This window comes from Enterococcus sp. AZ091, from assembly GCF_051714805.1.
GTDB classification, from domain to species: Bacteria; Bacillota; Bacilli; order Lactobacillales; family Enterococcaceae; genus Enterococcus_D; species Enterococcus_D gallinarum.
On record NZ_JBIOSO010000001.1, the window covers coordinates 1,485,621 to 1,510,034 of the forward strand.

Genomic DNA, 24,414 nt, shown 5'->3' on the forward strand with positions numbered 1-24,414 from the left:
CCAGAATAATCGCTATTATAATTATTCTGGTATGAATATAAGTGATTTCACAAATATTTTGGCGGTTTAAACTCTATAGTGCATTTTTTATAAATGAGAGCGTTTTATTAATACATTGAGGTGGATTAAACTCTTCTAAAGTGTTGTAGAGTTTTATAAAATCTAATTTTATTTAATATAGGAGTGAAATAATGGTGTCTAAAAGAAATGTATTATTGCGAAAACAAAAATATGCTTGTAAAGTTCAAAAATACTCTATCAAAAAATTAAGTGTTGGAGTTGCATCAGTTTTAGTAGGAACAGCTCTGTATCTAGGTAATTCTGTATCCGCTGCAGAGGTTACTGATACAGAGGTAAATAGTAATAATGCTGCATTAATAGAAGAGTCATCAACAGTTAGCGAAGGAGCAACAGTAGAGAATGGGTCAGCAGCATCAAGTGAAGTTGCCCCTACAGAAGTTGCAGAGTCATCAACAGTTAGCGAAGGAGCAACAGTAGAGAATGGGTCAGCAGCATCAAGTGAAGTTGCCCCTACAGAAGTTGCAGAGCCATCAATAGTTAGCGAAGGAGCAACAGTAGAGAATGGGTCAGCAGCATCAAGTGAAGTTGTCCCTACAGAAGTTGCAGAGCCATCAACAGTTAGCGAAGGAGCAACAGTAGAGAATGGGTCAGCAGCATCAAGTGAAGTTGCCCCTACAGAAGTTGCAGAGCCGTCGACAGTTAGTGAAGGAGCAACAGTAGAGAATGGGCCAGAAGCATCAAGTGGAGTTGCCCCTACAGAAGTCGAAGAGCCAAGTGAAGAAGTAACAGCAGAAAAGGTAAATAGTGAATTGAATCGTGCAGCAGATGGTGATTTTGAAGGAAGCATTGTTTCCAATAAATCAAAATGGACGATGAAGCCTTGGGGAGTCTCTACTATTGTAACTGAGGGAAATAATACGTTTGGAAAAATTAATGGTGAAACAAAAGATGAATATATTTTGCAGAAAATACCAACAACACCAGGGAAAAAATATTTAGTTACAGCTGATTTGAAAGTAGTTGCTCGAAATGCTACACCTACGGGAGCATATTTTACTGCAAAGGAATTCACAGAGAATAGACAACAAGGAAAAGTATACAGTCAACTATATTTAGATCAAACGCTAAAAGATTGGACGAAGCAAACATTTGAATTTACTGCAGAAGGAGCAGAAACACTTGTTGGTATTGTTAAGTGGAATCCCAATGATCCGACTATTAATACCGAAAAAACAGAAATCAGTATTGACAATTTAGTTGTCGTGGAGAAATCAGAAAGCAATTATGAAGTTATTTGGCAAGAAGATTTTGATAAGTCAGAGTTAGATAAAGATACTTGGAGTTACATGCCGGGTACTGTGGGACGAAGTGAACAACAAAATTATACTACAAGTAAGAGTAACGTTAATGTTGAAAATGGAAATTTAGTTTTGTCAGTCACTAAACGTGAAAAAGAAGAAAGCAATCCAAGAAAACCTAATGGTAGAACTATTAAGTATGATTCAGGTTTTATTAACACATCTGGTAAAAAGGACTTTTTATATGGTCGCATTGAAATGAAGGCTAAGCTACCTAAAGGTAAAGGGGCATTCCCTGCATTTTGGTTAATGGGAACATCATATGGTTGGCCTGGTGGCGGAGAAATAGATATTATGGAATTAATCGGGGCTCCGACTACAGAAAGAGCTGAGAATGGTGAAACAGATCCAACAGACAACGCAAGACAAAGTAATCAAATTATTTATGGAACTCCTCATTTTTACTATATCAATGGCGATGTAGATAAAGATGGTAGTTATGATCCATATGAGTTGGGCGGTAATGCTAAGATAGAAGATGATTTTTGGAATGAATACCATATTTTTGGGATTGATTGGTCTCCAGAAAGGATTGATTGGTATCTTGACGGGGTTATTTATAATTCTATGAATCTTGTTGGTAATGAAAGATTAGAAGCTGCCGCTAGAAGCATTAATCGTCCACAAATCCTGAAATTAAATTTAGCAACGGGTGGCGATTGGGCTGGCGATGCAGGTGATTATTTAGCTGATGACAATACTTCTATGACTGTTGATTGGATTCGCTGGTCACAAAATGAAGAGCAAAAGAAGGCTGCAGAAGCTTGGTATGCTGATGCTCCAAAACTTACAGGTGTAACAGACATTGTAATTAAAGAAGGAACAAATTATGATGTTTTGTCTAATGTACAAGTAGATAGAGACGATTATGTGGTTAATGCTAGCATAGATGATGAATATATGTATACTGACACTGGAGAGTTAAAACTAGTGAACACTATTGATAAAAATGATATTTCTAATCTTAAACCAGGCATTTACAATGTTCATTATAGCGTTGTTCCCAAAAATAAAAAATTAAATAATGATGGATTAGCTACAGGGGATATATATAAAACACTTTTGAAAACTGCCTCGCTAATTGTTCTTCCTGAATCAGGTCTTTCAGGTCAATCAGGAGCTAAGTTATCTACAATTAAGCTTCCAGAAGGTTGGGCTTGGGAGGATGATCAGTTAATAATAGGAGAGCAAGAGTTTTATAAAGTAAAATTTAGCACAAGCGAAGATTCACGCGCGATTTTTGTAAATGTTCCTGTTTCTGTAACCAATCAAGGAGACGAATCTACTATTGGGTATCTAAATAAAGTAGTGAATGGTAAATTTGAGAACGATTACGTTTCATCTAAACGAGAGTGGGAATTTAAAGAAGGCGGAAATTCGATTGTTCAATTGGATCCTAAGACAGGAAACTCTGTAGGAATGATTACTACTAATTCGACTGATGAATACGTTTTACAAAAAATACCAACAACTCCTGGCAAAAAATATGTATTGGAAGCAGATGTTTTAGCTGATTCCTCTACCACTTTAGACGGAGTTTATCTAACTGTTAAGGAAGTTAATAATGGAAAACAAGGGAAAGTTATTAAACAGTTACAGTCTTCTGATTTTGCTAAAGGTAAAAAAGAAAGATACAGAATTGAATTCGTTGCTGAATCTAATGAAACTTATGTAGGAGTTGTAAAATGGTCTGAAGCAAGAAATCAAGATATACAAAATAGCTCGATTTGTTTAGATAATGTTTCAGTTAAAGAGTTAGAAACGTATAATTTAGTATGGGAAGATCAATTTAAGACTGAAGAACTAGATCAAACTATATGGGGATATGAGTTAGGAAATATTCGAGGAAATGAACAGCAACATTATAGTAGTAGTAAAGATAATGTTGCTATTGAAGATGGTAACTTAGTTTTAAAAGTTACAGATCGTCCTAAAGAAGATCAATATAAAAATACGACCCGATGGAAAGATAATGCTAGATTAGTAAAATATAATTCTGGAAGTGTTCGAACTCAAGGGAAACAAGAATTTTTATATGGTAGAATTGAAGCTAAAATTAAGTTGCCAAAAGGTAAAGGAGTTTTCCCTGCTTTTTGGACGTTAGGTTCTGATTTTCATATGGATGGTCGAATTAATCCTAAACAGGGTTATGATTGGCCTTCAGTAGGTGAAATAGATATTATGGAATTAATTGGAGCTCCAACAGACGAACGGTTAGCTGAAGGGGAAAAAGGTGGAACAAGTAATAGTAATAAAAATGCAGTAGGTACACCACACTTTTATTATGCAAATACAAAGGATGGTGATAGGGACGGAAGTTATGGCTATTACGATGAAGATGGTCAATACATTGCTTCAAGTCTGAGTGGTAATTTGAAGATAACAGAAGATTTTTATGATAAGTATCATGTTTTTGGGATCAATTGGACGCCAGATAAGATTGAATGGTATGTGGATGGTGTTGTCTATAACACACTCAATTTTAGTGATCCTACAAATCCAGCTAATGATAAACGATTAAAAGCTGCAGCAGCAAGTTTGAATCGGCCACAATATATCCAATTTAATTTAGCAACTGGGGGTAACTGGGCTGGAGATGCTGGAGATTATTTAGCCAAGGATGGTACGGAACTAAAAGTGGACTGGGTTAGATGGTTGCAAACAGATGAACAAAAGGCTGCAATGGAAAAGTATTATGAAGATGCACCCAAATTGTATGGCGTTGAAAATATTACTATTCTATCTGGAAGTGACGTAGATTTATTGCAAAATGTTTCGACAGATAAGAATGGTTATGTCGTTGATTTTTCTATTGATAATGAATTCATGTTTGAAAATACAGGAGCTGTAGGTGGCAGAAATGAAGTTATGACAGTGGTTAAAGATAAAAATGATATTGATGCTTTGAAACGTTTAGAACCAGGAGTATACAATCTTCATTATACTGCATTACCTGATGGTCAAAATTTAAATGGGTGGACTACTCCTAGTTATAAACTTGCAAGAAAAACTGTTTTTCTTACTGTATTACCAAAAGAAGGATTAAGTGGAGCTGTTGGAGATAAATTATCTAGTGTTTCGTTGCCAGATGGTTGGAATTGGAACGATGGAGACTTGACTATTGATTCTAATACATCTACATCTTATGCAGCTACATTTAAACAGAAAGTTAATTCTGGTGTTAGTGACGGAAGAGAAAGAAAAATATTTATTTCAATCCCTTCAAACTTTATTAAGTTGGATGATTCTAGTAAGGATCAACCATCTATTGAGAAAGATTTATCATTAGAACCAGAAGAAGATGATTCGGATGATGTTTTATTGAAAAAGACTGGTAAGAAAAAAGAAGATTTGAATTATCGGGTAAATCGAGGGGATTTAGATGTCTCTAAAAAAGGAAATGAAATATTAGATAGTCATAGTGCTCGTATTAACGATATCAATATTTCTAAAGGAGAATCTAATATTAAAGCAACTTCTACAGAGCATATTAAGAAAGATCCTCATAATAAAGTTTTACCTAAAACCGGAGAAAGAAGTTTTTATTTCTCAGGAATTTTAGGATCGATTCTTATAGCTTTAAGTAGTATGGGATTAGCAACAAGAAAGAAAAATACTAAGTAACGAGTATATAATGAATATTTAACAACACTAAAAAATGTTAAGGGGTTTGGTTGTGAGTATATTACCAAATTCCTTAACTCTTCAGTGGATAATAAACAATGATTCATCATTTTGAAAATGGAATGTAAACCGGTTAAGTAACATATAAATCTATTTTTATCAAAGAGGATTAATAGATCGAGAACATAATATCAGAGCTAGATCCTACTTATTAAGAAGTGAAAATAGCAATCAGATAACTTATGTAAAAATTGATACGCACTGATGAATACAAATGGAAGGTAGATACAAATGAAACAAGCTTTATTAATTGTTAATCCTAGTTCTGGCGGAGAAAAAGCCAAAGAATTCAAAGAATTAGCGGAAAATAGATTAAATAGTTTTTTTGATCAAGTAATCGTAAAAGAAACAGAAAAGCAAGGTGACGCTAAACAGTTTGCTTATGAAGCAGCAAAACAACAAATGGATAGTGTTTTTGTTATGGGAGGAGATGGAACGGTTAACGAAGGAATTAGTGGATTAGCAGAACAAGAGTATCGTCCTAAATTTGGTTTTTTTCCTTTAGGAACCGTCAACGACTTAGCAAGAGCATTGAATATTTCATTAGATCCAGAAGAAGCGATTCAACAATTTGACATAAATCAAACAACAGATTTGGATATTGGAAAAATCAATGATAGCTATTTTATGAATGTTTTAGCAATAGGAACGATCCCTGAAGCTGTAAATGACGTCGATGTAGAAGACAAAACAAAATTAGGGAAATTAGCCTATTTTGTTTCAGCAACAAAAAAACTGACAAATACACAATCTTATTCGTTCCAATTAACGTTAGACGGAAAAGAACAATCCATAGAAAGTAGTACCATTTTAATTGGATTAACCAATTCCATTGGTGGTTTCGAATCCCTTTTACCAGAAGCAGAAGTAAATGATGGAAAGCTTCATTTGATTTATATCAAAGATAGTTCGTTATGGGAAACGATTAAAGCTGTACCAGACTTGCTAAAAGGAGTGGATAATTCAACGGATAATTTAGCTTACCTAACATTTTCCGAAGGAATGATAGTACTTGAAAATGAGGAACAACTAGCAACTAATGTTGATGGAGATGAGGGAGATTCTTTACCAGTTAAATTAAAAGTATTGCCTCAACATTTATTGGTTTATCGAGGAACTTCTGAAAAAGAATAATTAACATTTGATAAAATAGCTGACGATTTTTCGGATTTGTATAGAATACCTGAAAATAATGAGCAGCTTAGCAAAGGAGATAAAGTTAGTATTACTCTAAATGCCGATTATATAATAGTATGGAATCTAAAGGAAAGATTTTTACAGGTGAAATTCTAAAAAAATTGTGTTTTATAAACACTTTAAAAGAAATTTGTTTGGCAAAATATATTTTACGAGAACTGATGAGTTGTGCAAAGTAAATATCCACCCGTGAAACTGGTGGCTTTTTAACAGCTCTAGAAGGGCTCACCACTCGCTAGCCCCTTAAAAGGGGTTTTTAAAATGACCACCAACCGCTCACAGCCCTATCTCTTTTTAACTATCTAAATGGATCTACATACTCTTGTTTACTTATACTGTCTCTAATTCGATCGTCTGCTTCTTGTTCTCGAATATATTTTCAATTGTTTTTTGATTTAACCCAATCGTACTTACGTAGTATCCTTTGGACCAAGAGCTTTTATTCCCATACTTATATTTCAAATTCGCATGTTTTTCATGGATTAAGGTTGCACTTCGTCCTTCTAAGTAGCACATAAAACTAGAAATACTAATCTTTGGCGGTATTCTTATTGACATATGAATGTGGTCAGGCATTGCATGAGCTTCAATGATTTCAACGTCTTTCATCTCACACAATTTTCTTAATATCTGGACAATACTTACTCTTAATTTTCCATAAATCACTTTTCTTCGATACTTCGGAGTGAAGACGATGTGATACTTATAATTCCATCTTGTATGTGCTAAACTTTTATCGTCGTTAGACATAAAAAAACTCCTTTCGATCTGATATGCGGTTGGTAGCCATTATTAGTGTATCGAAAGGAGTCTTTATCGCTAAAGCTATTTCGTCCACGCGTAGAAACGCGCGGTTTTTTTGTTTCGTACGCTACGCGAACGAAACTGACTAAAGTCAAGAATCAAATCTGGGACTGAAGAATCAATTCTGATTCATCAGTCCCATAAATTATAGAGCCAAGAAATGAACGCTTTTTCGTCATTTCTTTCGGTTTTTTTCTATGGACTTATGGCACAGCCCCATAGCCAATAGAATTTTGATTGTTAAAAAGCTTTAGTTATTTAATTTCCACAGTGTAGCTAACAAACAGATTGATAACTTTAAAGTATAATTTATTGAAATTAGATAGGACCTGTTATTATCTTGAATACTTTAAAATAATGTATAGCTATACATTATTTTAATAGGTTGCTAAAAATTTTAAAATCAGTTTTAGTTAATCTGTAATAATTGGTGGTCTGAGTAATATATAATAATATTTCTATAAAGCTCATTGTTAATAATAAATGTTATATCCTGTATGTTTAATAAAGAAAGTTAGTACAGCTAATGCAGAAGCTCCTTTCGCACCTCTATATAAGTTATAGTTTAACACATCAATAAAGGTATTTTCTTGAGTTGGTATAAATGATAATTGTTTTTTCACAGAGTTAACTAGTTGATCCCTAAAGTTATTATGGTTTAAAAGTTCACTATTTATATAAATTTTATGGGCATCTTGGAAAATCAAACTATTTGCAATAGAAGTAGCTAGTAATTTTATTCCTAAATCTATTTGATTATTAATATATATATCACCTAATTCATATGCATGAATAATTGTGTTTAAATCTATATTTTTAGATTGATTAACTAAGCTTTTGAGTGCAGTATTTTGTGAATAATCAAATAAAAATTGAGCACGTTTTAGTAGCCACGAATCAGATATGTAAGTTTGCAAGCAACCTTGTTTGCCACACTCACATTTAGGACCATTTATATCTACCACAGTGTGTCCAATTTCACCAAGATAATAATTCGAATTAAACCCTAAACTTTTTGATTGAAAAAAAGAGCAGAACATCCCAGCGCCTATATGGAAAAATAAAAAATTTTCAGGAGTGGATTGAACGTTAAATAAGTATTCACCAATAGCCATACATTTTATGTTATTTTCTGCTATGAATGGGAATTTAAACCTATTACTTATTTCTAGTAAATTAAAATAGGCCCAGCTCTGGTTATTTGAAATAATAGAATTATTTTTAGTGTCATAATGACCGGGAACAGCTATACCTACTCCCAATATCTCATTTTTTTTAATTTTGCTGACAATTTTTTCTATTAAATTAGTTATCTCAATGTTGATATTCCTTTTATCATAAGAATAAGTAATTTTTTCTTCAACTAAAACTTTACCAATTAGATTGGTTGCTACAGCAAATATTCCCTTAACATTTACCTCAACTCCTATAACAACAGCTTTATTTTCATTTAATTTGATGATTTTTTGCTTTCTACCGGAGCCTGTATTCTTATTAACTTCATCTCCTGTTTCTATAATAATGTTTTCATCTATAAGTTCTCCTGTTATTTTTGTAATAGTTGCTGGTGTTAAACCAGTTAGTTTAGAAATTTCAATTCTAGAAGTTTTTGGATGTCTATATAAATGCTGAATAACTGTAGATCTATTCTTTGAAAATACTTCAGCTATACTTTTTTGGGTCATAATCAGCCAATTCCCTTCATTAGTTTAACAACAGTATACCATATTCTTTTATTTTTTATAAAAAATAAATATTGACTTTAAAACGCTTACTTGATATTCTTTATTTGTAAAAAATAAAGAAAAGAGGGGTAAAAATGAATAAATTCTTAAGTTTTCTTGAGAATAAATTAGCTCCATTGGGAGAGAAAATTGGAAAACAGCGGCATTTACGGGCACTAAGAGAAGGAATTATGATGGCAATGCCATTAGTTTTGATTGGTTCTTTTTTTGTTTTAATAAAAGATTTTCCGATTACCGCATGGAATGACTGGCTTAAATCACATTGGGATTTAGCTTCTTTATTAAATACTATGGCTAATAATTCTTTTGGGTTAATGGAATGGCATTAGTTACAGTTTTTGGGATTGCTTATCGTCTGGCAGAATCTTATGATACAGACGGACCCTCTTCGGGAGTATTAGCCTTAGGAGCTTTTCTTTTAATGACTCCATCGATTGTTGATAAAGCTGATAATTTAGGAATTCCATATGGCATGCTAGGTGGTAAAGGTATTTTTGCTGCTATTGTTGTAGGAATGATTTCGGCTGAAATATATAGATGGTTTATTCAAAAAAAGATTACTATAAAAATGCCTGAAAGTGTGCCTGATGTAGTAAGTAAATCATTTTCAGCATTGATACCAGGTGTAGTTATTTTAATTTTATTTGCTGGAGCACTTAAATTAATTGAAGTATCTGGTTTAGGAAGTTTGAATAATATTTTATCAGTTATTATTGGTACTCCATTAGGGTATATTGCAAGTACTTTGCCTGGAACATTTGTCGCAGTGTTATTAAATTCTATTTTTTGGTTTTGTGGTGTAAATGGAGGACAAGTTGTTGGTTCGGTGATGAATCCATTGTGGATTCAATATGCTGATGATAATAGAATTGCTCAAGCGGCTGGAGAGGTACTACCTCACATTGTAACTGCTCCGTTTATGGATTTATTTGTATATATTGGTGGTGGTGGTGCAACCATCGGTTTAGCTTTATGTTTGCTATTTTTTAGCAAAAGTAAAGAATATAAAACTCTTGGAAAGGTGTCAGGAATACCAGCGTTATTCAATATAAATACAGCTATTCTATTTACATTTCCTACGGTATTAAATCCGATTATGTTGATTCCATTTGTATTTACTCCAATAGTGAATGCGATTATAACCTATTTTTCAATGGCTATGGGATTAGTACCATATACTACAGGAGTTACTTTGCCATGGACGACTCCTCCAATCATTGGTGGATTTTTGGCAACAGGAAGTTGGCAAGGGGCAGTATTACAAGTAATTCTAGTTTTGATATCCTTTATGATCTATTTTCCTTTTTTTAAGGCTGCCGATCGAAACAATTTATTAGATGAAAGTAAAAAATGAGGTGAAGAGATGAATTTAAGTATCTATTTTAGTGATTGTGTAAAGAATGATCTTTTTTTAAAAAAAGAATGTGAATACTATTTTTCAAAAGTATTTAAAATTAACCCAGATTTTATTAATGAAAAAAAACAAGCAGCTTTAGTTTTTGATATTATCCCAGATAAATTATCAGTAGAAAAGGTATCAATTAATTTAAAAAGAGGAAAAGGTCAAGTTGTTTCCAATAGTGAGATAGGACTTGTTATAGCTTTTTATAAATTGTTTAAAGTTTTTGGAGTGCGTTATTTAAGACCTGGCAAAAAAAATGAAATTTTACCTGATCTTAATTTTGCTCATTTTATAGAAGCGGATATTAATATAGATGAAAAAGCAAGTTTTAAGCACAGAGGTGTTTGCATAGAAGGTGCAGATTCCTTTGAAAATGTATGCAATTTTATTGATTGGTTACCTAAGATAGGGATGAATTCATTCTTTATTCAATTTGAAAATCCATATTCATTTTTAAAACGTTGGTATGATCATGAATTTAATCCTTATATACAGAAAGAAGAGTTCTCTAATGAAATTGCTGAGGAAATGAGTAATAAAATTGATATGGAAATCCATAAACGTAGCTTAAGACAACATAGAGTAGGCCATGGATGGACAGGTGAAGTTTTAGGTTATTCTTCAAAATTTGGATGGGAATCAGGAATAAAATTACCAGAAGAGAAGAAACCGTTAGTTGCAGAACTTAATGGCGAACGTGAATTATATGATACAGCTCCAATACTTACTAGTTTAGATTTTTCTAATCCTGAAGTTGGTAATAAAATGGTAGAATTGATAGTTGCTTATGCTAAAGAAAGAAAAGATGTAGACTATCTTCATGTTTGGTTATCTGACGCGCGCAATAATATTTGTGAATGTTCAAAATGTCAAAAAGATTTACCTTCAGATCAATATGTTCGGATTTTGAATCAATTAGATTCAGCTTTAACAAGGGAGAAATTGGAAACAAAAATCTGTTTTTTATTATATCATGAATTGTTATTTGCTCCTCAAAAAGAGGAAATAAAAAATCCAGATCGTTTTACAATGATGTTTGCGCCAATTACAAGAACTTTTGAGAAAAGCTATGCTGATGTAGATTACGATCAAGGAATTCCTACACCTAATCAATATATTCGAAATAAAATTATTTTACCAAATTCATTAGAAGAAAATCTTTCTTATCTTTTTAGTTGGCAAAAATGTTTTGGCGGAGATAGTTTTGTATATGATTACCCATTAGGGCGTGCACATTATGGTGATTTAGGTTATATGAAGATTAGTCGAGTAATTAGTCGAGATATTAAGTATTTAGATAGGATTAATTTAGGTGGATACATTAGTTGTCAAGAACTACGTGCAGGTTTTCCACACAATTTCCCAAACTATGTAATGGGAGAAGTACTTTGGGATAAAAATATTAACTATGAAGAACTGTTGGCTGATTATTTCTCTAATTTATATGGATCCGATTGGCATACGATAGTTCAATATCTAGAACAATTATCAACGTATTCATCATGTGATCATTTTAATGCTATAGGTAATCGGATAAATCCAAAACTGAGTTTAAACTATAAAACAGTTGTTCATTTAGCTCAGTCTAGTCTTTCTTTGATTGAAAAAAATATTAGTGAGCATGATGGCTTCATAAAAGAACAATGGATACAGCTTGGCTACCATAGAGAATACGTTATAAAATTAGCTACATCTTTGGCACTTTTAAGTGAAGGAAGCTATGAGCTTTCTCAAATTTTTTGGCGTGATTTTATGGATTTTATTCGTAGAAATGAAGAAAAAATTCAAAATAATCTTGATGTGTATAGAGTAATTGAAGTTGCTAAAAACTACGCAGGTTTTAGTTTATAGTAATATAGATGATTAAATAAATCCTAGTAACAATGTTAATTCTGTTGATGATTACAAAGTCTTCTAATATCTTCTGGATGTTGATTATTAGAAGACTTTACTTTTGATAGGAATAAAGATATTAAAAGAAAGAATTAATAGGAATGGATTATGTTTAGATAAACAGAAGGAATGCTTGTAATAAAAAAATTTTCAGTATGTTAATGCTATTTTCTTTAGTTTATTGCATTAGATTAAATAAAGTATTTACTGATGAAACAGATCAATTGCTTTATAAAGTAAGTTTATCTATTTAAAATATATTTTTATCCGGATTCATAAAATTTATATGTGTTAAAGAGTGAAGCTCCAAGAAATAAATCGAACTTTCATTTAGATAGAAACTAAACTGCTATTTGGGAGGATTAGATAAGCCGGATGAAGAAATGAATGAACTAAATCGGGAGATATTAAGGGATATAGGAACAGGTTCAGAAAATATTGGCAATAATAAACCTAGAACAAATAAGTGTTAACCTGATGAATTATTAGGTTACAAGTTGCCTGATTCTTTTTTAATAAAAGAATTAGACTTTAAAGATCAGTTTAAAAATGGAGAAGATTAGTATGTATAGATATATAATAGAGAGTATTAATTAAACATTCTATTCGTACAAAAAAATGGCTAGGGAACAAAATATTGAATCTATAACAATAGATTACCCTAAAATAAATGGGTGACTTATTACCAAGATTTCTATAGGAATAAAATTAAGAGTTATGCGCGTTTGATAGGTAAAATGTTTAAATAATCACTTTCTATATTTCTAAAGTTAAATCTAAGTTATTGAAGTATTTATTATATGATTGAAGGTTATAATGTGATTAAAAGTTTTGATATTCTAGAAAATAAAAAAAGAATTAATCAAATATTGCTAGAGGAGTTAGCTGAGAAAAAATCAATTTATAAAAGAGAAGAAAAAGAAATATCATTCTCATATTTTATTGAAAATGATTACGCAGGAGGAATTGTTGGGAAAGTAATATTCTCTACTTGTTATATCGATTTATTCGCTGTAAAAAAGAAATATAGGAGTAAAGGTATTGGAAGAGAATTATTTAATACAGTTGAAAATTATTGTCGAATAAATAGTGTTAAATATATTTATTTAACAACTCAAGATTATCAGGCTTTGGAATTTTATTTACATTTTGGATGTAAGGTATTTGGAGAATTACCTGATGTTCCTTTTAAGAATACAACAAAATTTTTTTTGATTAAGATAATCTAGTACTATATATGAGCTATAACATTAACTTGTTACCTTTAAAAATTAGTTGAAAGCAGAAATATCATTAAGCGTAATAATAGTTGAAGCTAGTTAAGTAGGGAAATAACTAGTTTCAACTATTTTTTAAACGTGTATTGTTTATTTAAATCTTATGTTTTTTAACTGATCTTTATTAAGCTTTCTAAATTTAGAAGGGCAGTAACCTAGAGTTTTGGAAAAAGTTTTAGAAAATAAAAATTCATCTTTGTATCCAACTTTTTGAGCTATTTCTTTAATTGTATTATCGGAATCAATTAGTAGATCTACAGCGACTCTAATTCTATGATTGGTTATTATTTTTTTAGGACTAGAGTTAAATTTAGATATACATAGTTTATATAGCTGACTGTAACTTATGTTAAAATATTGAGCTATTTTTTTAGGAGAAATATCGTTCATATAATGGTTATTAATATAGTCAATAATGTTAACTTGAGTTGGTTTATTTGTGATTAAAGAAGGTGCCAAAAAAGTTTTTTTAATATGATATAAAAAATCATATATACTTGCTATATTTCTTAATTCTTTTAAAGTTTCCGGTTCATCAATTAGTTCTCTATTTTCACATACTATTTTCAATAGTATGTTTTTTATTTTTTTATTCATATTCTTAGTCAAGCTAACTGTATGAGTATTTAGTAAAGTTGTTTCTTTCAAAAATTCAGAAGTCTTATCACCTTGTATACCTAACCAAATCAGTGTCCAAGGTTCCTTTTTATCTGTATAATACTTCACTTTTTGACCTTGAAAAAAAAAGAAAATATCGTGTTCTTTAAGTTCAAAATGTTGAGCTTCTACTTCTAAGAATCCCTTACCAGATAAAACATAATGAAATATCCATTTTTGTTGAACTATATAATTACGAATAGAAGAATTGGGATGATAAGATTCATATCCGCATTGGGAAAGGGAAATTGGAGCAGAAACTGACTTATTATGATACCAAAAATCCTCCATTATTATCCTCCTCTATAGAACTAATTATGAAGAAAATACCATGTTTTAAGTATAAATTATCATGTTCAAATGGTCAAAAAAATTTATATACTATAACTGGATAGCGCTTTCTAATTTTTTTCTTTTTGAAGGAGTGAATGTGATGATTGATAAAATAATGAATACAATTCAGAATAAAGTTTTACCTATAGCTACTAAGATTGGGAATCAACGATTTTTGGTAGCTTTAAGAGATTCATTTATAGGGACAATGCCTATAGTAATGACAGGTTCAATTGCGTTGTTAATCAATGCTTTTTTGGTTGATATTCCTGATCAGTTTAATTTACAAAAGATTACGTCGTTCTTCCAATGGTGGGTGGATATTAATAACTTGGTTTTTAAAGGTAGCATTTCGATAGTAGCTTTGCTTTTTATTTATTGTTTAGGAGTAAATATTGCCAAAATATATAAAACAGATACTTTGTCTTCAGGACTAGTCGCACTGTCTTCATTTATTATTTCCATAGGTAATTCTATGACTTCAACTTACAATTTATCGAATAATAATAATATTGACTTAACAACACTATTTACTGGGGTTGAGGGAATAAAAGTTACAGGTAGCAGTTTAAATGTGACTATATCAGGATTGTTGCCTGGTACTCAAATTAATTCAAATGGTTATTTTACTGCAATAATCATAGGTTTTTTATCTTCAATTATTTTTTGTAAACTCATGAATAAAAATTGGACAATTAAATTACCTGATACAGTTCCTCCAGCTATTGCTAAACCATTTTTATCAATAATTCCAGCTCTAGTTTCATTGTATATAGTAGCTATTTTTACTTTTTCATTCACTAAAATTACGGATTTATTAATTATAGATTGGATATACAAAGTATTACAAACACCGATGTTAGGCTTATCTCAAAGTTTTCTTGCAGTGGTATTAGTGGCAGCCTTAACACAATTTTTCTGGTTTTTCGGTATTCATGGTGGAAATGTTATGGCGCCTATTATGGAAGGTGTATTTGGAGTGGCTCTATTAGCTAATTTAGAAGCTTATCAAAACAATGAAACTATTCCTTATGTTTGGACAAGCGTATCATACGGATCGTTTGTCTGGTATGCAACTTTAGGTTTATTAATTGCGATTTTTTGGGTATCAAAAAATAGTCATTACAAAGAAGTTGCAAAACTTGGAATTATGCCTGTTTTGTTTAATATTGGTGAACCAGTAATGTATGGATTACCTACTGTATTAAATCCTATTTTATTTATTCCATTTTTGTTATGTCCTGCTGTAATGTCTAGTGTGGCTTATTTAGTAACAGATTTAGGTTGGGTTTCTCCAGTAACACAAAATGTAACTTGGGTAATGCCACCGGTCTTATATGGATTCTTTTCGACAGGATTTGATTGGAGATCAATTATTTTATCAATTATTAATTTATTTTTAGCCACGTTAATTTATTTGCCATTTGTTAGAATGGCAAATAAGAAAATTGGATAATTTTTTATTAAGTCGTAGTTAGTGTGTATTAGAAGTATGATAAGCCTCATTTTTGATATATTAAGGAAGTAGAAGACATGCAAACGTTTGAGATAAAAGAAGAATTTTTGGTAGATGGAAAACCAACTAAATTGATTAGTGGCGCGATCCATTATTTTCGCATGACACCGGCACAATGGGAAGATAGTTTATACAATTTGAAAGCACTGGGTGCGAATACCGTAGAGACTTATATTCCTTGGAATCTGCATGAGCCAGTGGAAGGCATCTATGACTTTGAGGGGATGAAAGACATCGTCGCTTTTGTGTCATTGGCGCAAGAACTTGGCTTGATGGTCATTTTGCGGCCATCTGTCTATATTTGTGCGGAATGGGAATTCGGCGGGCTACCTGCTTGGTTGCTGAAAGAGCACGTGCGATTGCGTTCAACTGATCCACGATTTATGGCAAAAGTCCGTTCTTATTTCAGTGTGCTTTTACCAAAATTAGTTCCTTTGCAAGTGACACATGGCGGACCAGTCATCATGATGCAAGTCGAAAATGAATATGGTTCTTATGGTATGGAGAAAGAGTACTTGCGGCAAACGAAACAGTTGATGGAAGAATTCGGTATTGATGTTCCGTTATTTACGTCAGATGGTGCTTGGGAAGAAGTGCTGGATGCGGGCACACTGATTGAAGAGGATGTTTTCGTAACAGGAAATTTCGGGAGTCATTCCAAAGAGAACGCTGCAGTGATGAAGGCATTTATGGCAAAACACGACAAAAAGTGGCCGATTATGTGCATGGAATACTGGGACGGTTGGTTCAATCGTTGGGGAGAACCGATTATCAAGCGTGATGGCCAAGATTTAGCTAATGAAGTCAAGGATATGTTAGACTTGGGTTCATTGAATCTCTATATGTTCCATGGCGGAACCAATTTTGGTTTTTATAATGGTTGTTCTGCTCGTGGTGTGTTGGATTTGCCACAAGTGACTAGCTATGACTACGATGCGTTATTGACGGAAGCTGGCGAGCCGACTGAGAAATACTTCCATGTACAAAGAGCCATTAAAGAAGTATGTCCTGAAGTGTGGCAAGCCGAGCCCCGCAGGAAAACATTTGGTTCTTTAGGAACATTCCCTGTGCAAAACAGCGTCTCACTGTTGGCGGTAAAAGACCAGATGATGACGGCCCAAGAAACGATGTATCCAATAACGATGGAAGAAGCAGGACCTGGTTATGGGTATATGCTTTATTCAGTAAACTTAAAAAATTATCATCACGAAAATAAGCTCAAAGTTGTGGAGGCCAGTGACCGATTGCATCTTTTTGCAGACGGTAGCCTGCAGACAATTCAATATCAAGAAAACCTTGGGGAAGAAGTGATGATCAAGGGTACGCCAGAGAAAGAATGGATTGAACTAGATGTTTTAGTAGAGAACTTAGGCCGAGTGAACTATGGCTTTAAATTGAATGGGCCGACACAAGTGAAAGGCATTCGTGGGGGAATCATGCAAGACATCCATTTTCATCAAGGCTATCGGCAATATGCATTGACATTGTCAGCAGATCAACTCAAAAAAATCGATTATACTGCCGGTAAAAATCCGGCCCAGCCTTCTTTTTATCAAGTTGAATTCACATTGACTGACCTCGCGGATACATTTATCGATTGCCGCAGCTATGGCAAAGGGGTGGTCATCGTCAACGGTATCAACTTAGGTCGTTACTGGCAAAGAGGACCGATTCATTCCTTGTATTGTCCGAAAGAGTTTTTGAAAAAAGGCACAAATGAGATCGTGATTTTTGAAACGGAAGGGATAGAAATTAATGAGCTCATCTTTTGTGGACAACCGATAGTCAAGAAACTTTTGACTAATGATTTTTCTGAAATAGGTTCAAATATCCATAACCATATAGACAGCTAGTTTAAATTTATTGCAGCAAACCAATCATTGTATGTGTCGCGATTTTTCCAAATCTCAATACTTATTCTAACGCATCACAAATATTTATCTCAACAAGTCTCGAATGATTTTTACTTTTCATTTATGGTTCAAGAAGTGAATAGTTTACACTTTCTTTTGAGATTGACTTATATTCGCGATAAACATCCTAAATGATAGTAGATAATTTAAGCATTTGATCGTTGATAAAAGGTATAATTATAGATTTATCACAGATACATTGCTTTTTTCGAAGAAACTATAAAAAATGAGAGTCTAGGTTATTTGAGAATATCAATTGAGCAAGTACAAATAACTCCAAATTTAGTAATATTCCTAAGTGATTATTGGTGAGTAATTAAAAAGGAATACTCAAGCTACATGTATAGCATAGAAAATCAGCATTCAATCAGACAATTAGGATTGAATGCTGACTTTTTTGTTATATTGATATTTTTAATTATCTTCTTTATTTTCTTCTAGTTTTTCGAAAAATAGGTATTCTCTGATTGTTGTATTAGTGGAAAGGGGATAAAGGAGCATATTGATCGTGCAACAAAACAACAATGAGATATCTACACAACACCAATTTGATGCCTACTGTAAAAAAGTATTACGCAATGAAGCTAAGTCTATTCGAAAACGAAACGATAAAATAAAAGAAAATGAGGAACCATTAAATGATTTAAATGAAGGTAAGTATTCACAAACTCATTTAGATGAGCAAGATGTTTATTTCTTATTTGGAATGGAGATATTAATTTCAGATCAGAAGTTATCAGCAGCAATTGATCAATTATCGGATACAAGGAAAAAGATTGTTTTACTTTATTATTTTGCAGGTTTTAATGATACTGGGATAGGTAAAATTTTCAACATGAGTACAAGTGGTATCTGGTATCAACGAACGAAAGCGGTTGAACAATTGAAAATGGAATATGGCTTATGGTAGACAAACAAAGGAACCAACATTACCCATTAGTTCCTATATCTATTATCTTATCTGCTTTGAAAGAAGACCCAATTTCAATCAAAATGATACTTAAACATTACCACGGTTATATAACTAAGTTATGTTTAAAAAATGGATTTAATGAGGTGGGGCAATTTATTACCTATGTAGATGAATATATGCTAAGACAGCTAGAAATTAAATTGATAGAGGCTATATTGAAATTTAAAGTTAACTAATTAAAAAGTCCCCTTTCCACTTTTTCTATCTAAAAGAATCTTCTAATATTTGAGAGATATGTTTTTTAGTTAGAAAACCTATTGATCATTGAAAATTAAATAAATTCTATCAGTACGTTAACACTTCAAGGAGCATATTTTAGTTGCGCCATGATCTCTTATTGTAAAGAAGGAGCGATTAAAATTCTGAAATAGTTTTTATAGTCAATAAAAAGCGATGATTTGAAGTTGGGATAATGATACTTCCGTAAGGCTCGCCGTAAACTTGGGGAGAGGTGAAATTCCTATGTACTTTTGACAAAAGTGGCTGATAGATTAATTATTGTTAATAGAAAGGAAGAGACAATCATGTCAAAGAATAACAATAAAAGTAATTCATCAGAGTTAGAAAAATATTTGTTTCATCCAGAAAAGATAGAGGATTCTAATAATAAAATGAAGAGGATAAATCAACTACCATTAGTTTTAACGAATAAAGATTTAAAAGAACAATTTCAAATAAGTGATAGTACTTTAAACCGTCTTATAAAATTAGGTGATTTTCCAAGCTGCTGGTTTGGCATTAGAGGACATTACCTTAGAGATGACATTTTAGAATGGGTAAAAAAAGGAAATGAAGAATATTTTTGCGATCAGTTTCGTTTATTACGATTATTGTAGAATTTATCTTTTCGTCTGCATGTTGTATAATTATTTCATAGATAGAAAGATTTTCAAGCACTTCCGATTGTTGGGTTCCTTCGTAATTGGAGGTAAGAATAAATGGAAAATATGAGTCGTTTTAAAAAACATATTACTGCAACGGGAAAAATTACTTGGTACTTTCAGGCTTTTCGAACTACGAGACGAGGTTTTAATTCTAAACGTGAAGCTCAGCTTGCTTATCTTGAAATGGAAAAACAACACAGAAATAAGCAAAAAAGGCTTGCTAGTAATGATAAATTTAGTGTTGTTAGTCAAAAGTGGTTTGAATATTATCGATCACTAAACGAACAAAAGGTGGCAACGTATGATAAACGAGAAGAACAGGTGAAAATACTTAATCGATGGATTGGTGGTAAAAAATTAAGTAGTTTATCATCAGAAGAACTACAAAAATTCCTTTTCATTTTAAAAGAAAAGGGAATTGATGGCGTTAATGTTGGTTATGCTAAAAATAGTTTACAATCTCTTGTTCAGGTTCTAAATATGGTTTTTAATTATTGTAAGAAAAAGAATTTGATAAATGAGAATCCAATGAAGTTTGTTAAAATGCCTAAATATCAGTTATCTGTTAAAGATTTAAAAGAGTCTGTCAACAGTTTAGAAGATAAGTTTTTAACAGTGGATGAATTACGAGCTTTTTTAAACTATGGGATAGTTTATGAAGAGTTACCCATGTCTGTTCTTTTTCATGTTTTGTTTTATACTGGGTGTCGTGTGAGTGAAGCGCTTGCTTTACAGCCTCAAGATATAGATTTTGAACGAAATGAAATTTTGTTTTATAAACAGACAGCAGTAAAAGGAAAAAGTAAAGATTTTCGAATAGAAACTACAAAAACTGTTAGTTCTGCAAGAAGAGTACCCGTCACACCATTAGTAATGGAGAAATTACAAGAATTAATTGATGTATTAAATAAAACAAAAAGAAATAGTAATTTTGTTGTAGATGAAACTTATTTATTTGTTTATCTCGATCCTGGAAAGCGTGGAGTTCCTTATCGTCGTGAATATGTAAACGATCATGTTAAACGTTGTGTAGAGCGATGTGGAATTAACAAAGATTTTCACACCCATTTGGCTCGTCATACTATGGCTAGTTTAGTGGCAGAGTATTGCAGTTGGGATGTTTTAAAGGATCGTTTAGGTCATACAGACAGTACAACCTCAAAAATATATCGCCATTTAACATCAACTGAAAAGTTAAAGCTTCTGACTGCTTTTAATTCTTTAGAAGGTTAAAAAGATGGTGAAAGTACTGGTATTACAGGATTCTTGAAAAACAATTTTTTAATAGGTTAGTCAAAGTGTAGTCAGAGGCAATAAAAATTCTTTTATATCAATACTGTAAAGACTTTTCACAAGTATCAAAGAAATTCGTCGTTAATCATTTATTATCAGATGAAGCAAAAGCCCTTGTTTTCAAGGGCTTTTTTCTTTTGGTCAGGAGGGGTCTATCATTTGCTTTAATACCTTATGCGCAAGTAAATAAGGCTGATCATGTAGCTGCATGTTTTTTAACAGTATCCCGAAAATTGTCTTTTGTTCTGACTGAGGATTCGATTGAATCCGAAGAAAAGTTTGATTAGAATCTCGAAAAAGTCATGAAAGTCGATAAAAATTATGCTATACCTAAACAAAGATAAAAATTGAAATGAGGGATGAGGATGAAAGTCACTTATTTGGGTACTGCTGCGGCAGAACGTGTTCCAGCCATATTTTGTAATTGTAGGATCTGCCGTCATGCGATGGAGAAAAAAGGCCGGGAGATTCGGACCCAAACGCAAGCGTTGTTGGATGATGGCAAGCTTTTGATCGATTTTCCTGGGGACAGTTACCTGCACCGATTGAGTGGTCGAGTGGATTATAATCGCGTCGAAGCATTATTGCTGACCCACTGGCACTCAGATCATTTTTACGGAGAAGATTTAGCTTATCGAATGTCCGGATATGCCAATGGGATCACGACTCAATTGGCTGTCTATGGCAATGCCTATGTGAAAGGTTTTTATGACCGAGCGTTCCAATTGGAAGGACGTTACGATGAACAACGCCTGACGTATCATCTTTTGGAAGCGTATCAAAAAACATGGATCAATGGCTATGAAGTGTATTCTTTACCGGCACAACATGGTCATTTTGCCGAAGATTGTTTTATCTATGTCATCAAAGATCCAACAGGCAAAACACTTCTCTATGGACACGATACAGGCTACTTGACGGAAGAGATGTTTGCTTTTTTAGAAGCAAATAAGTTTATTTTTGATTGTGTATCAATGGATTGCACGGGGCAGACCAATGCTGACCAGATGGCCAATCATATGAATTGGTCGCAAAATATTCAAATGAAACAGGAGCTGATGGATCGCAAGTTAGCGACTGAAAAGACGATCTTTGTCGCCAATCATTTCTCTCACAATGGAGGGAGAACCTATCAAGAGATGGCAGATCTCTCAGCTTCAGAAATGATCATTACCGCATATGACGGGTTGGAGATCCATCTTTAATCCGTCTGACGATTAATTCATGAATACTGAATGTCAACAACTCAAAAGGGAGGCAAACAATAAAAATAGATCATGAAAATAGCGTGTTAAGTGGGAAACGATGTCCAGCGAGATTTAGGTGCTAGAGAAATGAGTAAATAAAGAGGAATGATTTTTCATGAGAAATCAGAAATTTGAATACTATATGCGAGAATTAAACCTGATTAAAAGACAAAACTGGATTGAAAATGACCTATATCATCTAGTTGCGGAAATGATTAAGGCTGGCAAAAATATGTCTAGGCTATCTTTAAGAGATGTAAGCTTGCGAAGTAGGAGTCCAAAAGGTCAGATATTCTATGGCTTATCTTCATTTCCTGATTTTGTCATCTTGGATGAACGGTTTGATAATTCAGATAATCTTGCCGGGGGAAGTGTAAATATAGCGAATAAAAATTTGATTTATGGCTGCGTTGAAGTAAAAAATGTCGATGAGAAGCTATTAGATCTAGAATCAATCGATCTAATATCAGAATTTGAGAAAGCAAAAAAACCAGGAAATGAACTGAATCAAGATTTAGGCCAACTCTTAGGACAAATACTATGGTTTAAAAAAGTTTTGTATACAAATGGCAATATATGGAAATTCTACAAACGAACAAGTCAAGAAACAGATAACTTTCTTACTGACAAATGTATAGAAAAGTTATTTGAGGATCGTATGAAAAATGAGGCCCCTGATTACAAATGGTATGCAGGACTAAATGACGATAATTTAAAGATTGAAAAAGTTTTTGAGTTTGTCTTAGAGAGTGATATAAAAAAAGAAGTATGGGAAGAATTTCTAAATAGCTTATATTCGATTAACTGGGAAGGATAAAGACGCTATTGTGGAAGAATAATCATCTTTTAGAAGTGGATCAGGTTGTTTTACTTGCGGCTCAATGGATTGCAGGGGGCAGAAACATGCTGATTCAATGGCCAATCATATCACAATAGTCGAATGAAGCAAGAATGGATGGATCTCAAGGGATTGACTGAAAAAGGGATCTCTGTTGCCAATTACTTCTCACAATGGGTGAACTTATCAGCAAATAACGGATCTCTCAGCTTCAGAAATGATTATTACCGCATATGACAGGGGTGGAGAGCTATCTTTGAGCCACTTGGAAATCGTCTAGCACGTATAACGCTATCGTCAGTTTAATAAGCGAGTTGAGGACCTATATTTGATCTCCTCGATTCGCTTTTTTTGATAGTCTGAGATAAACCGCTTGCTGATGAAGGAGTGTAGCTAATAAAAAAAAGATACCAGTTGAAGTGCGAAAAAGAAAAAAATAGAAGTTGTTCTTGAATGAAAATAGTTGGAAAATCATTTTTCATTTTCTTTTATGCCTGTTAAAGTCAATGATACCAATCATATTAACAAGACCAAAAATGAAAATACAAAAAAAACTGTTCTTAGTATTGACTCATAAAAAATACCACTACTATACTTGTATTGTGGTTATAACCAGTTAGGAGAGACATCGATGCAAAATACATTTCAATCAAAATCACTTTATTATCAGCTGGTAGAAATATTGAAACAACGAATCGAAAACAGTATGGTCGCTCATGATAAGCTGCCATCAGAAAGAGAGTTGACCAGTTTTTATGGCGTTAGTCGCACGACGGTGCGACTAGCATTGCAAGAACTGGAAAAAATGGGCTACATTTATCGACAACATGGAAAAAGAACCTTTGTTTCGGAATTAAGGACAAATGCGACTGATCTAGCTGGCGCATATAGTTTTACCGAACAAATGCGGGCAATGGGCAAACATCCTGAAACCAAGATATTGGCCTTCAAGAAGATTGAAGCAACCAAGTATTTAGCGGGGCATATGAATGTTCAATTAGGTGAACCTTTGTTTCAGTTAGACCGTTTGCGTTTAGCCGACGATCTGCCAATGATGATCGAGAAATCCTATTTGCCAGTGAAGCTATTTATGACACTATCTCGGGAACTGCTATCGATAAAACCGTTATACGATTTGTTTTCTGAAGATTTCAATCAAATGGTACGATCGGCTGACGAAGAATTTTATGCCAGTATTGCCCAGAAAGAAGATAGTGAGCTGCTAAATATTCCAGAAGGATCACCAGTGCTCCATTTAGTTCGCTCAACCTATAATCTCGAGAACGAAGTGATTGAATTTACATTAAGTGTGGCACGGGCCGATAAGTTTCATTATAAGATCAGGCATCTGCGTTCCACTAACTGAATTGGAGGAAAGA

General features: G+C 32.9%; 16 protein-coding genes and 2 pseudogenes. 15 read left to right on the plus strand and 3 right to left on the minus strand.

The annotated features are described in order from the left end of the window. The first annotated feature begins 194 nt into the window (after window positions 1-194). Together IGJ28_RS07500 and IGJ28_RS07505 are read left to right on the plus strand one after the other, a co-directional pair. Window positions 195-5,003: a family 16 glycosylhydrolase gene (locus IGJ28_RS07500; RefSeq protein ID WP_438845313.1), complete on the plus strand. Its 4,809-nt coding sequence runs from the start codon at window positions 195-197 to the stop codon at window positions 5,001-5,003. Between the two features lie 291 nt (window positions 5,004-5,294). Beyond that, the gene (locus tag IGJ28_RS07505; RefSeq protein WP_252712602.1) at window positions 5,295-6,197 is read left to right on the plus strand and encodes a diacylglycerol/lipid kinase family protein; all 903 of its coding nucleotides are present in this window, start codon (window positions 5,295-5,297) and stop codon (window positions 6,195-6,197) included. 361 nt (window positions 6,198-6,558) lie between these two features. On the opposite strand, the pseudogene tnpA reads toward IGJ28_RS07505, so the two are convergent. Together tnpA and IGJ28_RS07515 are read right to left on the minus strand one after the other, a co-directional pair. Then, window positions 6,559-7,010: pseudogene (gene tnpA, locus IGJ28_RS07510) on the minus strand (IS200/IS605 family transposase). 527 nt (window positions 7,011-7,537) lie between these two features. Further along, window positions 7,538-8,749, minus strand: a complete 1,212-nt coding sequence (locus tag IGJ28_RS07515; RefSeq protein ID WP_170081576.1) for an ROK family transcriptional regulator — start codon at window positions 8,747-8,749, stop codon at window positions 7,538-7,540. 134 nt (window positions 8,750-8,883) lie between these two features. Here IGJ28_RS07515 and celB point away from each other — a divergent pair. The 3 genes and pseudogenes from celB to IGJ28_RS07530 all read left to right on the plus strand — a co-directional run bounded on the left by celB (window position 8,884) and on the right by IGJ28_RS07530 (window position 13,333). Then, window positions 8,884-10,163: pseudogene (gene celB / locus IGJ28_RS07520) on the plus strand (PTS cellobiose transporter subunit IIC). A gap of 9 nt (window positions 10,164-10,172) precedes the next feature. Next, window positions 10,173-12,062, plus strand: coding sequence for a DUF4838 domain-containing protein (locus tag IGJ28_RS07525; RefSeq protein ID WP_170081574.1), 1,890 nt, complete (start codon window positions 10,173-10,175; stop codon window positions 12,060-12,062). A gap of 842 nt (window positions 12,063-12,904) precedes the next feature. Next, window positions 12,905-13,333 (plus strand): GNAT family N-acetyltransferase, encoded by a 429-nt coding sequence (locus IGJ28_RS07530; protein WP_086338632.1) that lies wholly within the window; start codon window positions 12,905-12,907, stop codon window positions 13,331-13,333. 138 nt (window positions 13,334-13,471) lie between these two features. Here IGJ28_RS07530 and IGJ28_RS07535 read toward each other — a convergent pair whose 3' ends face one another. After that, entirely contained in the window at window positions 13,472-14,329 is an 858-nt protein-coding gene (locus IGJ28_RS07535) for an AraC family transcriptional regulator (RefSeq protein WP_170081572.1), read from the minus strand. Between the two features lie 142 nt (window positions 14,330-14,471). Here IGJ28_RS07535 and IGJ28_RS07540 point away from each other — a divergent pair, with 142 nt between their 5' ends. From IGJ28_RS07540 to IGJ28_RS07585, 10 genes are all read left to right on the plus strand, one after another. Continuing rightward, the gene (locus IGJ28_RS07540; protein ID WP_252712603.1) at window positions 14,472-15,827 is read left to right on the plus strand and encodes a PTS sugar transporter subunit IIC; all 1,356 of its coding nucleotides are present in this window, start codon (window positions 14,472-14,474) and stop codon (window positions 15,825-15,827) included. A gap of 77 nt (window positions 15,828-15,904) precedes the next feature. Then, entirely contained in the window at window positions 15,905-17,740 is a 1,836-nt protein-coding gene (locus tag IGJ28_RS07545) for a glycoside hydrolase family 35 protein (protein ID WP_305039383.1), read from the plus strand. A 568-nt stretch (window positions 17,741-18,308) separates the two neighbouring features. Continuing rightward, window positions 18,309-18,710, plus strand: coding sequence for an RNA polymerase sigma factor (locus tag IGJ28_RS07550; protein WP_438845314.1), 402 nt, complete (start codon window positions 18,309-18,311; stop codon window positions 18,708-18,710). After that, window positions 18,704-18,949, plus strand: coding sequence for a helix-turn-helix domain-containing protein (locus IGJ28_RS07555; RefSeq protein ID WP_002360096.1), 246 nt, complete (start codon window positions 18,704-18,706; stop codon window positions 18,947-18,949). Before IGJ28_RS07550 ends, IGJ28_RS07555 begins: the two co-directional genes overlap by 7 nt. A gap of 348 nt (window positions 18,950-19,297) precedes the next feature. Next, on the plus strand, window positions 19,298-19,609 hold the full coding sequence (locus IGJ28_RS07560; RefSeq protein WP_002297662.1) for a helix-turn-helix transcriptional regulator: 312 nt from the start codon (window positions 19,298-19,300) through the stop codon (window positions 19,607-19,609). A gap of 102 nt (window positions 19,610-19,711) precedes the next feature. After that, complete coding sequence (locus IGJ28_RS07565) at window positions 19,712-20,890, plus strand: tyrosine-type recombinase/integrase (RefSeq protein WP_438845315.1); 1,179 nt, start codon at window positions 19,712-19,714, stop codon at window positions 20,888-20,890. 425 nt (window positions 20,891-21,315) lie between these two features. Next, a complete protein-coding gene (locus IGJ28_RS07570; protein ID WP_005471944.1) occupies window positions 21,316-22,155 on the plus strand; it encodes an MBL fold metallo-hydrolase in 840 nt (279 codons plus the stop codon). Window positions 22,156-22,312: 157 nt separating this feature from the next. Beyond that, a complete protein-coding gene (locus IGJ28_RS07575; RefSeq protein WP_156232654.1) occupies window positions 22,313-23,014 on the plus strand; it encodes a hypothetical protein in 702 nt (233 codons plus the stop codon). Between the two features lie 123 nt (window positions 23,015-23,137). Further along, window positions 23,138-23,272, plus strand: coding sequence for a hypothetical protein (locus tag IGJ28_RS07580; protein WP_260279286.1), 135 nt, complete (start codon window positions 23,138-23,140; stop codon window positions 23,270-23,272). A 394-nt stretch (window positions 23,273-23,666) separates the two neighbouring features. Further along, window positions 23,667-24,401: a GntR family transcriptional regulator gene (locus IGJ28_RS07585; RefSeq protein WP_438845316.1), complete on the plus strand. Its 735-nt coding sequence runs from the start codon at window positions 23,667-23,669 to the stop codon at window positions 24,399-24,401. Window positions 24,402-24,414: the final 13 nt, after the last annotated feature.

Bases quoted from the DNA above. Each gene is read 5' to 3' on its own strand.
- IGJ28_RS07535 (WP_170081572.1), bottom strand. From the start codon at position 14,329: ATGGAGGATTTTTGGTATCATAATAAGTCAGTTTCTGCTCCAATTTCC.
- IGJ28_RS07555 (WP_002360096.1), top strand. From the start codon at position 18,704: ATGGTAGACAAACAAAGGAACCAACATTACCCATTAGTTCCTATATCT.
- IGJ28_RS07540 (WP_252712603.1), top strand. From the start codon at position 14,472: ATGATTGATAAAATAATGAATACAATTCAGAATAAAGTTTTACCTATA.
- IGJ28_RS07505 (WP_252712602.1), top strand. From the start codon at position 5,295: ATGAAACAAGCTTTATTAATTGTTAATCCTAGTTCTGGCGGAGAAAAA.
- IGJ28_RS07515 (WP_170081576.1), bottom strand. From the start codon at position 8,749: ATGACCCAAAAAAGTATAGCTGAAGTATTTTCAAAGAATAGATCTACA.
- IGJ28_RS07530 (WP_086338632.1), top strand. From the start codon at position 12,905: ATGATTGAAGGTTATAATGTGATTAAAAGTTTTGATATTCTAGAAAAT.
- IGJ28_RS07545 (WP_305039383.1), top strand. From the start codon at position 15,905: ATGCAAACGTTTGAGATAAAAGAAGAATTTTTGGTAGATGGAAAACCA.
- IGJ28_RS07570 (WP_005471944.1), top strand. From the start codon at position 21,316: ATGAAAGTCACTTATTTGGGTACTGCTGCGGCAGAACGTGTTCCAGCC.
- IGJ28_RS07585 (WP_438845316.1), top strand. From the start codon at position 23,667: ATGCAAAATACATTTCAATCAAAATCACTTTATTATCAGCTGGTAGAA.
- IGJ28_RS07565 (WP_438845315.1), top strand. From the start codon at position 19,712: ATGGAAAATATGAGTCGTTTTAAAAAACATATTACTGCAACGGGAAAA.
- IGJ28_RS07580 (WP_260279286.1), top strand. From the start codon at position 23,138: ATGAAGCAAGAATGGATGGATCTCAAGGGATTGACTGAAAAAGGGATC.
- IGJ28_RS07560 (WP_002297662.1), top strand. From the start codon at position 19,298: ATGTCAAAGAATAACAATAAAAGTAATTCATCAGAGTTAGAAAAATAT.
- IGJ28_RS07575 (WP_156232654.1), top strand. From the start codon at position 22,313: ATGAGAAATCAGAAATTTGAATACTATATGCGAGAATTAAACCTGATT.
- IGJ28_RS07525 (WP_170081574.1), top strand. From the start codon at position 10,173: ATGAATTTAAGTATCTATTTTAGTGATTGTGTAAAGAATGATCTTTTT.